This is a genomic window from Shewanella sp. TC10 (genome assembly GCF_009663145.1).
In the GTDB taxonomy this organism is placed as follows: Bacteria; Pseudomonadota; Gammaproteobacteria; order Enterobacterales; family Shewanellaceae; genus Shewanella.
The window spans coordinates 1-13,346 of sequence record NZ_VKHR01000037.1; the positions used below are offsets into that span (position 1 = coordinate 1).

Here is a 13,346-nt window from a genome sequence, read left to right on the forward strand (position 1 = left end):
MTTTTATAGTAAAACATAGGTCATTTGTTTTACTATAAAAGCTATTTAAGGTTGTTGATTGTTGTGGTCTTTAGTATGTTACCAATGCGATACAATTTTATTAATAACTAACGGTGTTATTTTGCCAAAACGACCTTCTTTTTCACTATCTTTTTTAGTGCCATTTTTTTTATGTTCACTCTACTTACTATTAGTGAGTGGAGAGTTTTATTATGAAAAAGAAGAATTACGTTCTGAATTAGCTGAAAATGAGTCTAAACAGATCCAAAAAGATTTATTTAGAATGATTCATGTCGTTGAATCAGCGTTAGCAATTCAAGATATCACCAGAATAGAGCAAGAAGTTTCCCTCATTTCTACAGATAGCAATATGATGGTTTACGTCATATTGGATGCCTCAAGCAGAATAAAGTTTGCAAACCATGTCATTTGGCGTGAGAGTAATGCTAAGAATGTGATTGAAGGCTATTCTGATGAACGTCATCAAGACGTTGTAGCAGAGGAACAAGCCTATTTTAATATCAACTATGATCGACTCTCAATTCAAGCCTATTACCCTGTAAATACCGCTGCCAAATATAGCTATTCCAGTGCTGTAGATGTAATTTACCTCGAGTATGATATTTCTTCTTTAATTGCAGACGCTTCTGACCAACTCCAAAAAAGATTTATTTATATCTGGGGGATTGGAGGTTTGTTAGTTCTCTTCTTTTGCTGGGCTTTATATTGGTTGCTGATTAGGCCGATTAAGCAACTTACTGCTAGAGCGAATAACGTGCTTTTGTCCAAACCTGATAAGACCATCATTAACTGTTTAGTTGAGGAAGTGTATAACTTAGGCGACTCACTGCTAAAAGTGGAAAGGTTACTATTAGAGAATAATCAAAAAGTCACTAACTCAGAGCAACGTTGGCTATATTCTATCAGTGCAAACAACAATGGTATTTGGGATTGGAATACAGAAACCAATGCAGTATTCATGTCTGATAATTGGAAAGAAATCTTAGGTTATAGGCCAGAAGAAATAGAAAACTGTTATGAATCCTGGGAGACACGCTTACACCCAGATGAGAAAAACACGATTCTTCGAACGATTGATGATTGTTTAGACGGTAAAACGGGTCACTACGAAAGTGTGCATCAATTGATGAATAAAGCTGGCGATTTTATTTGGGTGTTGGATAGAGGGCAAGTGATTCAATGGGACGAGAATGGTAAACCCATTAGAATGATAGGCTCCATTACTGATGTTACTTTAGAACTCAAAAATCAAAAAATCACTGTCGAACGTCAAAGTCATGTGGGTGTTTCTGACATTGTGGACAGAGAAGCGCTAGCCAATGAACTGTTTGACTTGCAAGCGTATGCGCGTAAATCCAATCAGTATTGTACTATGTTGCTGATTAATCTAAGTAACATAAAATTAGTAAACGAAGCCGTTGGAGAGCAATTAGGTGATCGGCTGTTAATGCAAATATCAGCTAGGTTAGCCGGTACTTTTTCAGGCAGTTGTTTACTGAGCCGTTTAGGAGATGACGAATTCGTTATCTCGGCTAAGAACCTAGGTTGTAGTCTTGAACACGCTAATAAGCGAGCTTTATCACTAGCAAGTGAAGTACGGCAAGTTATAGGCAGAAGTTTTACATTGTCAGGACAAAGTGTTTCGGTATTCACTAAAGTGGGAATGGTGGTATTTGATGGTAAAGAATCATTAGAGCCAAGCCAGTTACTTTCTCGAGCGGATACTGCCCTAGGTAAGGCAATAGAAAGTCAAACGAATACGTGTGTATTACATAGCTTGCAGTTAGATGGCAGTCATCATGAGCCGCAAAAGCTGCAACAAGAATTAAAAAAAGCTATCAAGCTGCAACAAATGTCTTTGGTATACCAACCGGTAGTCGATATCGATGGTAATACAGAGAGCGTAGAAGTTTTGATGCGTTGGTACCATCCTGAGTTTGGCTTTATTAGCCCTAAACAGTTTATACCTGTTGCGGAGCTCTCTAATTCTATTTTTGAATTAGAGCTCTGGATGCTTGATGAAGTGTGCTTATTCATTGAGAGCTTACAAAAAACTGAAATAACATGCCCTTGTTTCTCTATTAATATTTCTTCAAGACACTTTCATCAAGATATGTTTGTACAAGTGATTCAAGAGAGAATTAAACAACATAAGATCAGCCCAGAACTGTTACAGTTAGAGTTATCTGAAGATATATTCTCAATTAATGCAGCCACGGCTAAAGATAAGATTTTATGCTTGCAACGCTCAGGGATCCGAATAGCTTTAGATGATTTTGGCTCTGGCTTATGTCCTTTACACCGACTTCATGGAATTCACTTTTCACAAGTTAAGTTTGCGGCAAACTACATACAGGACATTGCCATATCTGAAGAGTCACGAAATATTTTCACTTCGCTAATTCAGCTGACCAATCAGCTGAAATATCCTGCTGTGGTAAAGCAGGTTGAAGATCGTCAGCAGCTAACCACATTAACTCAATTAAAAAGTAATTTATTCCAAGGTTATGTAATTAGCCGGCCGTTAACGCAGCAGGATATCAAGCACCTGTTAGAGTCAGAGTTGACTCTAAGCGTGGTATGGAAGGTGCCTTTTAGTTAAAGCTGAATAGTTACTAAAACTTTATTGCTTAATGTTGCTCTAGAAACGTTATTAGCGTGCGTAAGGCATGATTACGGGCTTCATCTGCTTCAATAAACACTTCATGCTGACAGTTGTTAATTCTACGGATTTGACAACGTTCATTCTCAGCTCTGTTTTGCGCTGCATTATCAACAATAGCATCATCCATAGCCTGTAAAACCATGATGGGTTTGATACTTAAAGCTGCAGCCTTTATTGCTCTGTCTGCTGCATCCATGGCTTCAATTAACCAATGATTGGTCGGTGAGCCTAATTGAATATGTGGGTTCTGTTGAAATACATCTAATATTTGTTGGTATCTTGCCTTACTACTCGTCAGGTGATTTTTGGTGAACTCGACTGGCTCATAATCAGTGCCGCCCAATACGTAGTTAGGCTGTTTATTCGGTTGTTTGTCAGTACAAGTATCAAGCAGCGAGGCAAGAGATCGAATAAAGGTTTTTTTGAATGGCAGTTTTATACCGTACATAGGTGCTGAGAAGACTGCAGCATTGAAGGTGGCAGGGAATTGCTCCATGTAAAGCGTGCCGATCGTTCCCCCCATTGAATGCCCTACTAGGTATAAATCCTTATGTGATTTTGGCTTAACAACTTTCTCGATGAAGTCATTTAAATCATCAATGTAGGTTTGAAAATTATCAATATGCCCTTGATGAGGGTTGTCAGTCATTCTAGAAGATAAGCCTTGTCCGCGATGGTCAATAATATAGAGGCTATATCCATGCTGATATAGATCAAACATCAATTCTTTATATTTAAGATAACTTTCGACCCGTCCGCTACTAATGACAATTGCTTTGCTATTGTCGGCGTGCTTTATGTAAGCGTAGGCAAGAGAAACATTATCTTTTTCTAGTGTTGATTGAGTGACTGATTGCCAGAATCCTTGCTGTTCATCGTTGTTCAATTGATCTTCTGACGAAAAAAGCACAATGCTCACCTTTAGTTAGTAATGGTTTATATGAAATTATTAATTCAGAGTGGAGCAGTGTAGCAAACAAATTTATCTTGTTTTAGATAAAGTACTGGATGGGGTGGTTTGATTGAGGAATGTTGGCTGAAAATATTTTCAGCCAACATTGTTAATCCTAAAATTTAAGATTGAGCAGCTTTTTGCTCTTCAATAAACTCATCAACTTTTTGCTCTAGAATTTCCATAGTCACTGAACCATTTTGCAGTAAAGCATCATGGAACAGTCTAATATCGAAATCTTCACCTAGTTCTGTTTCTGCTTTATCACGTAGTCGTTTGATGGTGAGCTCGCCTATCTTGTATGACAGTGCTTGCCCTGGCCAGGAAATATAACGATCGATTTCGGTGGTCACGTTATGCATTGATAAGGCGGTATTACTTGCCATAAAGTCGATTGCTTCATCACGACTCCAACCCTTAGTGTGCATGCCTGTATCGACCACGAGTCTTGCCGCTCGCCACATTTCATAGGTCAAACGGCCAAAGTTGCTATAAGGATCTTGATAAAAGCCAGCTTCAAGTCCTAAGTACTCTGAATATAAACCCCAACCTTCGCCGAAAGCTGAGATATAGCTATAACGTCTAAAGTTAGGTAAGTCAGTTAGCTCTTTGTTGAGTGATATTTGTAAATGATGACCAGGGACTGCCTCATGTAAAGTCAGCGCTTCCATTTCATAAAGTGGGCGCTTATCTAATGCATAAGTGTTCACCCAGTAATAACCCGCTTCATCATCACGGTTTGAGCCTGAATAACGACCCGTGGTGTACTTTGGTGCGATTTCAGCTGGTACAGGTTTAATCCCATAAGGGGTTCGCGGTAATGTTGCAAAGTATTTAGGCAATATAGCATCTGCTTTTTTGGCTATATATGCCGCTTCTTTTAGTAGTTCCTCTGCTGTTTTTGGATAAAATTGAGGATCAGTTCTTAAAAAATGTAGGAATTCAGCAAATGAGCCTTCAAATTTAACGTCTGCAATCACTTGCTCCATTTCGGCTCTAATTCTGTCGACTTCTTTTAATCCCAGTTGATGAACTTCGTCAGCCGTCATGTTTACAGTGGTGTAATACTCAACTCTATTTTGATAGAAAGCTCCACCATTAGGCATATCTTTAGCAGCGATAGAAGTGCGGGCGCTAGGAATATAGTCTTGAGTCATAAAGTCATAGAACTGCTGATAAAGCGGTAGCACTTTTTCAGTGACAACCTTTTTACCTTCAGCAGTTAATTTAGTTTTTTGTTGCTCTGAAAAGTGATCAGGAAAATCAGTGAAAGGTTTGTAATAGCCGCTGTCTTCTACTTCAACAATATAGGCACTAATACTATCCTCAAAACCAGCTAAAGTGATTTTAGCTGGGGTTATGCCATTAATAGAGCCCTGTTTTAGCCAAAAAGTTTGCTGTGCAAAATATGCCGGTAATGCATTTAGCTTATCTAAGTAATGTTGATAGTCTTCTGCTGTGTTGAGTGGGGTATTGGCTATAGACGCGATGTAAGCATGAAAGCCACTTTCTGCAGTTATGGGTAAATAATGATCTTTGTAGGTGTACAAATCAACGCTATTTTGCAATTGATATTGCAGTAGTTGGGCGTTGATTTTGTCGGTTTTTGATAGCTTACTTTTATCTAATTGCTTTAATGATGACAATAATGTTTTTTGGCGTAAGTTCTTTTCGGCTAAAGTTTCAGGTGATAAGTCAGCTAATAATGATGCTTTTGACTCATCTCCGAGTGAATAAGCCATTTGGGGTGAATAATCTAAGTTGATTTGCCATGCGCTATCTATAATTGTTTTTAGGCTCAGATCTTCAACAGCTGCATTTTGAGTTTCTTGTGGTTTATTCGATGTCGCTTCAGTTTTTTGAGTATCACCGAGATAATATTGAGCTTTTGAGCCTGTGGTCATTTTACAGCCAGTCACAGCCAACATGATAATCGCTGGCAAGATGAGCTTACGCATGATGAATTCCTTTATCGACAGTAAATTACGAATTAATTATGAGTAACAAGATACCAATTCAGCCAGAAGCACGCTAGCAGTATCAATCGAAATAATTGTTACCGATTATGCTATTCAGGCGATAAAAACGTCACCTTTTTGTAGATGCATGTTAAACTTCGACCTGCTAGGTGTTCATTATATAAGAAACACATTTAGCTCAGAAAATTAATAGGGGTTAATAATGATCAATACATCCATTCCATTAGTTGATTTACACCGTCATTTAGATGGCAATGTTAGAGTCAATACCATCTGGGAACTCGGACATCAGCATGGAATTAAGCTACCAGCAGATACATTAGAGGCACTTGCACCTTTTGTTCAAATTCAGGGTAAAGAAAACAGCTTAGTCGCTTTTTTAAAAAAGCTTGATTGGATGGTCGCAGTATTAGCCGATTTAGATGCTGTAAAACGTGTGGCCTATGAAAATGTAGCAGATGCTGCAATTTCAGGATTAGATTATGCAGAGCTTCGTTTTAGCCCATATTACATGGCGATGAACCACAACTTGCCGATTGAAGGTGTAGTTGAAGCTGTTATCGATGGTGTCAAAGCTGGCATGAAAGAGCACGCTGTGAAGATTAACCTTATTGGTATTATGTCTCGCTCATTTGGCCAAGATAAGTGTCGATTAGAACTTGAAGGGCTACTTGCACATCGCTATGATTTGGTAGGAATGGATTTAGCTGGCGATGAGTTAGGTTTCCCTGGCGACTTGTTTAATGACCACTTTAAGCAAGTACGCGACGCTGGATTACAAATTACTGCTCATGCTGGTGAAGCTGCTGGCGCAGAAAGTATGTGGCAAGCCATTCAGGAATTAGGTGCAACACGTATTGGTCATGGTGTTAATGCTATTCACGACCCTAAAATGATGGAATATCTGGTTAAGCATTCAATTGGTATTGAGTCTTGTCCAACAAGTAACTTACACACATCAACGGTTGCTGATTATGCTTCGCATCCGTTTAATCAATTCCTCGATGCTGGCGTGTTAATCGGTTTAAACACTGATGATCCAGGTGTCAGTAATATTGATATTCAACATGAATATCGCATCGCAAAATCTGAGCTTAAATTATCGGATGATCAAATTAGCCAAGTGCAGCGTAACGGTGTTGAAATGGCATTTTTATCAGATAGTGAGCGCAAAGCTCTATACGCCTCAAAGCTTTAAATAATTAGGGCCTGTTGATCTTTCTAGGTTGTTTTTGCAGCGAATTGTTGGTCAGTTGTACAAGGCAGAGACTTTGTGGTGTAGTTATTCTACATAAAAAGTCGATAACGCAGTAAAAATGACCAACAAACGCTGCCCGAAGGGTTCGACTAAAAGCGTTTTACTCTTTGTTGAATGAACTTTGCTTAGATGACTAGGCATCAATTCATCCGCCTCGATTAAAACGCTTTTATTTCGAACAAAACTTAACCAGCAAAGATCAACAGGCCCTAATAACGTAATTTATAAGCATAAAAAAACCGCTGAATTTCAGCGGTTTTTTGTTGGAGCGAATCATTTATTAAATGATTCGTTCTGGCAATTAGATCACACGAGAGAACTGCTGTTGACGTGCTTTTTGACGGTAATAAACATCAAAACACATACAAATATTACGAATTAACAAACGGCCTGTTGGGCTAATAGTCAGTTTACGGTCTGTAATATCAACTAGTTTGTCGTCAATGAATGTTTGCAGCAGTTTTAAATCTTCAGCAAAGTATTCTTCAAAGTTAAGATCAAACTGTTGCTCAATCTTAGTGAGATCTAAATCAAAATGACAAATCATCTGCTTGATAACAACGCGACGAATTTCATCATCACGATTTAAGCTACAACCTTTCCATAAGGCATGACCTGTTTCATCAATTGACTCATAGTAAGGACGGATGTCTTTTTGGTTTTGCGCGTAACAATCACCAATTTGGCTAATTGAAGATACGCCTAAACCAAGTAAATCACACTCTTCTTGGGTCGTGTAACCTTGGAAATTACGATGTAGTTTACCTGCATTTTGTAACTTCGACAGTTCATCATCTGGCTTAGCAAAGTGATCCATACCAATGAATTGGTAACCTGCACCAGTAAGAGACTCGATGGTTTGATGCAGCATGTCTAATTTTTGCTGCGGTGAAGCCATATCTTCATCTTTAATTTTACGCTGAGCGGCAAAGCGCGATGGTAAATGAGCGTAGTTAAAGATTGATAAACGGTCTGGAGATAACTCAATAACGCGTTTAATCGTTTCAGCAAACGTTTCAGGTGTTTGATGCGGTAGACCGTAGATTAAATCAGCATTGGTTGAAACAAAGCCCATTTCTTTTGCTTTCGCCATTAAGTCGAAAATGAACTGTTCGTCTTGTTCGCGGTTAACAGCAACTTGAACTTTTTTGTTAAAGTCCTGAACACCAATAGAAATACGGTTAAATCCGGCTTCTTTTAGGGTATCAAGCATTGTTAGCTCGATTTCACGAGGGTCAACCTCAATCGAAAACTCACCTTCGTCAGCAAAGTTAAAGTGGCTTTTGATTAACTTAGATAAAGTTAAAATTTGCTCTGGGTTTAAGAAGGTTGGTGTACCGCCGCCCCAATGCATTTGTGTCACAGTGTAGTTTTTGAATAACGGAGCACGTTTTACAATTTCACTGGCAAGGTATTCAATGTACTGATCTGCTTTATGTGCATGACGAGTAATGACTTTATTACAGCCACAGTAATAACAAAGCTTGGCACAGAAAGGAATGTGAATATATAAAGACAGTTTGTCACTTTTACTGGTTTCAATCGCAGAAAGTAGGTTTTGCTCAGTGAAACTATCGTCAAACTCTAGCGCCGTTGGGTACGACGTATAGCGTGGACCACTGTAGTTATATTTTTCGATCATTGACTGATCCCAACTTATTTGTGTGGGCTGCTTCAAGGCACGTTCTCCGAGTAAATTAGCAATAGACGAAGTATGCAGTCATATTAGATAAAAAACCTTGAACTACGTTGTAAATTTGAAATTTGATGTTGCTAGAAAGGCGGTATTTAGTCTGAAAGCTGTGAAGTTTTGTGAAATTGTGGGATGGCTCACAGCCTAAGCTGAAAGCTTAAGGCAGCAACAGACCTTTATTAAGGTGTTAATAATAAAGGTCGTATCTAACGTAACCTGCTAAAACTTAATGAATGAAATGAAATTGCGTTATCTTTTGGGCGTCATCAATAAGGCCCTGTTCTAGCCTTGCTTCGGACTTCATTCGCGCTAAATCTAGCTTCATTCTCTGTTGTTTCTCAAGCGACTTACGCGCTTCTTTGATCGGATGAGCCTTGATGCAATCATAATGTTCGAAGATATGTGGGAACTCAGCAGTCATTTGTTCTGACATTGATAGCGCTTCAAAGAGCTTTGCTATGCGCATGACACCTTCAGAGGGCTCGCATCGTTCCTCAAGCATTGCTGCTGCAATATATTTTATATCATCTAGAATTTGCTGCTTTTTGGCTTTCCCTTCATCTAGACGCTGCTGATTGGCTTCAATAGCTTCTTGTTGCTGTTTCTTGACCTTTAATAAAAGGTAACCAGCATAACAAGCTAAAAGCACAATAACGATAACGGCGAGGGCAATAACAAGGCTAGACACAAATTATCCTTAATCAGAAGTTGGAACGTTGTAGATAGAAAAATGGCACGCCATCAGGCATGCCATTTATAAATGATTTAAGACTGGTAGTCTTTTAATACATCAGCGCCGGATTCAAAGCGTTCGTATAAATCATCATCTGAAGCAGGTTTTTTACTAGTACTTGCTGTTTGAGCAGGAAGATCTTCAGCATCAGAGATACCTAGCTTTTCCATTAATGCTTCCATCTTGGCCAGTTGACCATTCAACCATTTTTGGTCATCAGCAGACAGATCTTTACCTTCTTCTAATAAGTCTAATAAATTATTGAATCTAGGATCATCTTCTAGTTTTAATAATTTTTGCTCATCAGTCAGTTTAGGTTGCTTAACTTTAGCAACTGGTGCTGCAGTTTCTGCTGGTTTGATCATTAACGGCACAGGCTTTTTACTGCCATGACGAGGATCATTACTTTTGGTCGTTTTAACATGCGGTGATTGTTGTTCAATCAAGGCTTCGTTGTGACGACTGCCAGACTTATGACCGTTATCTTTCTTTCTGCTGCCAGTGACTTTACGATCAGCCTTTTTGACTCTTGGTGCTTGTGTAGGGCCGTTTTCGCCGCCCTTGCGCGATTTTTTACTACGAGCCATCAGTGATCTCATGTGGTTGTAAAAAGTTGGCTAGATAGATAATTATCCACCTTGCACTAAATCAGGATGCGCTTTATATCAGACTTTGATGTTTTTTGCATCAATACGAGCTCTTTTGCTGCAAATAATAGCTTAAATTCGCTGTTTTGTGCCAAATACTCAAAAGTTTGTTGCTGGTAAAAACTCACGTGAGTTGGGTTGTTCTTAAAATGCCATTTAGAAAAGTGAGTTAAGTCAGTGAGTAGTGAAGTGCTAATAGCCAGCCAGCCGCTATCTTTTAATAAACTGGATATAAGTGACCACTCTTTAAAAGGCTGTTGAAAATGCTCTAAGACACGGTAACAACAAATGAAGTCGTATTTTTGGTTAAAGACTTGCTGCTCTGTTTTGATAAAGGGGTCGTATTGATAAAGGCGGTGTCCTGCTGATTCAATTTTTTCCAAACTGGTTTGATCCAAAACTCTGCCAAAATTGAGACCGACTAATGGCCCATCTTGTTGAGAAGTGATTTGACTGAGTAAAGGTTGGATAAATTGGACTAGTTGTTTTTGTTTGGCTGCTTTATTCGCTCGACCATATCGCTGTCGTTGAGCCGCAGGCATCATGTGTGATTGAGGGTTTGCGAATACCAGTTGGCATTGAGGACAGCTGTAAAAGGCTCTTTTCTTATCTTGGATAAAAAACTCAGCAGCATGGCTGCACAAGGGGCATTTAATCATTGAGGTTAGATGTGATCCAAACAAAGATGAAGTTAATCAATCAATAACAGATTTTTTGAAAAGAAGAAATAAAAAAAGGTGGCAGTAAACTGCCACCTTACAAAATAGTGTTTATCACACCAAATTTTTATTCCAAGTATCCATACTTGCTATGTGACTATCCCGGTCAATATCCATCTTATTTTTAGAGCTTTCCATGCATTTTTATTGTTATTGGTCATCTATGACCTTTTTTTTAAATCCTGTTGCCGTCCTGACCACAGCTTCCGTAGATGGTCTTCAATGACTCATCAATATCCTAGTTGTCTTCAATGACATTAGTAAACAATCCATGTTTAAAAGTACCTTCCAGTGATAACAAGCCTCCGCAAGTGCATCCTAAGCAATTAGCTTCCTATGCCGCTACTTTAATCCTTAAAGTAGTTTCCTTATGGGGTTTTATCTCTGTTGCGTAAGGGAGTGCTATATCAGCGTGTCGACCAATCGGTCTGTTCCTTACAAATTCTATATGACCTGGATTTCAAGCTGAAATCACGACTCTTATTATTATTAGCGAGTGGTCTTATTTATATTATTGTTATTTATTAATTTTATTCTTATATCTTAAATGTAAACGTATCCGAAACCTGTAAGATGGAATTAATATTTTTGTTCTTACAGCTGGGTTCATCTCGGTACGGGGCTATTTAACCCTAAATCCGTGATCTCTGTCAAGCATGAATGTTATAAAGTTTACGTAAACGTCAACTTGTGGTTGTAAAAAAGGGTGAATAATCACCCTTTTAGCTTCATTTAAATATGAAGAAAAAATTACTTAAGACTTGAAATGTATTGAGATAATACTTCAATATCACTGTCAGATAACTTTTTAGAAACATCTTGCATCATGCCATTCAGGTCATTGTTACGATTTGTATCACGGAACTTAGTTAACTGAATTTTGATGTAATCAGCATGCTGGCCACCAATTGCTGGGAAGCCGGCAAGTTCGCCGCCTTTACCATCTGGTCCATGACATGCCATACATGATGTAATACCGCGAGCCATGTCGCCACCTTTATAAAGGGCTTCACCTTCAGCAGGTACATTGGCTACATCTGCAACGGTTTGTGTTTGACTTGCATAATATGCAGAAACATCTTTAATATCTTGTTCAGATAACGCTATTGCCATACCAGTCATGGTAGGATCATTACGACCTTCTTTGCCGCCGCTTTTAGCTGCCGCTTGGAAATCATGTAATTGTTTTTCTAGATAAGATGCGTGCTGTCCGGCCAATTTAGGCCAAATTGGAGCAATGCTGTTACCGTCAACACCGTGACAGGCAGAACACATAACTGATTTAGTTTTACCCGCTTCCACATCACCTTCAGCGATTGCAGGCGTTGATATAGCGGCAAATACAGACAGCGCAAGAGCTAACTTTTTCATGGCGTTCCAACTTCTTGTTTAATTTATTGTCCTGAGCTTACTAGGAAGACCCGCAAGCGTGGTAAAATCTACAAACTGTGATCAGGCTAATATTTTACACGAAAATGTGGAAAAGTAAGCAAATCTTACATAATTAAGGTATTACCCCAAATTTATTGGAGCAAATCGTGTCAGAAACGCGTATAGATTTTCGAAAAACCAAGTTTTTAATTAGTGCACCGGATATTGCACATCTTGATGAGTATTTACCTGGTGATACCGGAGTAGAAATTGCGTTTGCTGGCCGCTCTAATGCAGGTAAGTCAAGCGCACTAAACGCTTTGACTGAGCAAAAGGGCTTGGCAAGAACCAGTAAAACACCTGGGCGCACCCAGTTAATCAATGTGTTTGAGTTAGATGAAAACCGTCGATTAGTGGATTTACCTGGCTATGGTTTCGCCAAAGTGCCATTAGCATTAAAAAATAAATGGCAGAAAGCTTTAGGTGAATATTTGCAAGAACGAGCCTGTTTAAGCGGTGTTGTGGTATTGATGGATATTCGTCACCCATTAAAAGATTTAGACATGCAGATGATTGAATGGGCTGTATTGAGTGAGATTCCAGTATTAGCCTTGCTAACTAAATCAGATAAGCTGGCACAAAATGTCAAAATGAAAACGGTTAATGCTGTGCGTAAAGAGTTAGCCGAATTTGGCGATTGGGTTAAGGTTGAGCCTTTTTCTTCATTAAAGGGGACAGGTAAACCGAAAGTATTGGGTATTTTAAACGAGTGGTGTAACCCGAGTTGGTTAACTGAAGCAGAGCAAGAAGCTGAGCAGAATCCTGAATAAGACGATTATATAAAGGTCATTTTCAAATAGGCCTTTGTAATTAAAGCCGTTAAGTTTAAGTAATAAACTTAGCGGCTTTTTTATAAGTCACTTTCAATATCTAAGAGCTATGTAGCTCGAATCGTTGAATTTAAGCAAAAAAAAACCGACGACATATTGTCACCGGTTAAAAAAATTAGCTCTTTTGGGGAGAAGCTAAATTCAACAAGACTCAAGTGCCATCTACTCATCGACGACGCTCAATAAAACTATAATAATCGTTTTTTGAACAGATTTAAAGTATTTACTCTAAAATAAATTTTGGGCAAAAAAAAGCTCCAGCATATTAAGATGCTGGAGCGCCATAATTCGGCTTGTCACTATTTCTAGTGAAATAAAAAAGGTCTGAAAGATGGAACATCTTAACCTCTGTACCCTACGCAGATAATAATACGCCATTAGCCTTAAAATAAAAAACTGTTTTTTATAAAAATGAACA

General features: G+C 38.6%; 10 protein-coding genes. 3 read left to right on the forward strand and 7 right to left on the reverse strand.

Translation table 11 applies throughout. From position 1 onward, the window contains the following. Positions 1 to 121 precede the first annotated feature (121 nt). Positions 122 to 2,623 (forward strand): bifunctional diguanylate cyclase/phosphodiesterase, encoded by a 2,502-nt coding sequence (locus tag FNZ24_RS13305; RefSeq protein WP_153915060.1) that lies wholly within the window; start codon positions 122 to 124, stop codon positions 2,621 to 2,623. Between the two features lie 28 nt (positions 2,624 to 2,651). Here the strand turns inward: FNZ24_RS13305 and FNZ24_RS13310 are convergent, their stop codons facing one another. Continuing rightward, positions 2,652 to 3,596 (reverse strand): alpha/beta fold hydrolase, encoded by a 945-nt coding sequence (locus tag FNZ24_RS13310; RefSeq protein WP_228768483.1) that lies wholly within the window; start codon positions 3,594 to 3,596, stop codon positions 2,652 to 2,654. 164 nt (positions 3,597 to 3,760) lie between these two features. After that, positions 3,761 to 5,596: a DUF885 domain-containing protein gene (locus FNZ24_RS13315; protein WP_153915063.1), complete on the reverse strand. Its 1,836-nt coding sequence runs from the start codon at positions 5,594 to 5,596 to the stop codon at positions 3,761 to 3,763. A gap of 223 nt (positions 5,597 to 5,819) precedes the next feature. On the opposite strand from FNZ24_RS13315, the gene add reads away from it, so the two are divergent. Further along, complete coding sequence (add, locus tag FNZ24_RS13320) at positions 5,820 to 6,815, forward strand: adenosine deaminase (RefSeq protein WP_153915065.1); 996 nt, start codon at positions 5,820 to 5,822, stop codon at positions 6,813 to 6,815. 361 nt (positions 6,816 to 7,176) lie between these two features. On the opposite strand, the gene hemN is transcribed toward add, so the two are convergent. The 5 genes from hemN to FNZ24_RS13345 form a co-directional block, all read right to left on the reverse strand. After that, positions 7,177 to 8,553 (reverse strand): oxygen-independent coproporphyrinogen III oxidase, encoded by a 1,377-nt coding sequence (gene hemN, locus FNZ24_RS13325; protein WP_153915067.1) that lies wholly within the window; start codon positions 8,551 to 8,553, stop codon positions 7,177 to 7,179. 241 nt (positions 8,554 to 8,794) lie between these two features. After that, positions 8,795 to 9,256, reverse strand: a complete 462-nt coding sequence (locus FNZ24_RS13330) for a DUF2489 domain-containing protein (protein ID WP_153915069.1) — start codon at positions 9,254 to 9,256, stop codon at positions 8,795 to 8,797. Between the two features lie 77 nt (positions 9,257 to 9,333). Then, positions 9,334 to 9,888, reverse strand: coding sequence for a Der GTPase-activating protein YihI (gene yihI, locus FNZ24_RS13335; RefSeq protein ID WP_153915071.1), 555 nt, complete (start codon positions 9,886 to 9,888; stop codon positions 9,334 to 9,336). Between the two features lie 56 nt (positions 9,889 to 9,944). Continuing rightward, positions 9,945 to 10,607 (reverse strand): methyltransferase domain-containing protein, encoded by a 663-nt coding sequence (locus tag FNZ24_RS13340; RefSeq protein ID WP_153915074.1) that lies wholly within the window; start codon positions 10,605 to 10,607, stop codon positions 9,945 to 9,947. Between the two features lie 810 nt (positions 10,608 to 11,417). Continuing rightward, positions 11,418 to 12,038, reverse strand: coding sequence for a c-type cytochrome (locus FNZ24_RS13345; protein ID WP_153915076.1), 621 nt, complete (start codon positions 12,036 to 12,038; stop codon positions 11,418 to 11,420). 167 nt (positions 12,039 to 12,205) lie between these two features. On the opposite strand from FNZ24_RS13345, the gene yihA reads away from it, so the two are divergent. After that, the gene (gene yihA, locus FNZ24_RS13350) at positions 12,206 to 12,868 is read left to right on the forward strand and encodes a ribosome biogenesis GTP-binding protein YihA/YsxC (protein ID WP_153915078.1); all 663 of its coding nucleotides are present in this window, start codon (positions 12,206 to 12,208) and stop codon (positions 12,866 to 12,868) included. Positions 12,869 to 13,346: the final 478 nt, after the last annotated feature.

What these genes read in the sequence shown, in the direction of transcription:
- FNZ24_RS13315 (WP_153915063.1), bottom strand. Translation starts at nt 5,596, where the DNA reads ATGCGTAAGCTCATCTTGCCAGCGATTATCATGTTGGCTGTGACTGGC.
- add (WP_153915065.1), top strand. Translation starts at nt 5,820, where the DNA reads ATGATCAATACATCCATTCCATTAGTTGATTTACACCGTCATTTAGAT.
- yihI (WP_153915071.1), bottom strand. Translation starts at nt 9,888, where the DNA reads ATGGCTCGTAGTAAAAAATCGCGCAAGGGCGGCGAAAACGGCCCTACA.
- FNZ24_RS13340 (WP_153915074.1), bottom strand. Translation starts at nt 10,607, where the DNA reads ATGATTAAATGCCCCTTGTGCAGCCATGCTGCTGAGTTTTTTATCCAA.
- FNZ24_RS13345 (WP_153915076.1), bottom strand. Translation starts at nt 12,038, where the DNA reads ATGAAAAAGTTAGCTCTTGCGCTGTCTGTATTTGCCGCTATATCAACG.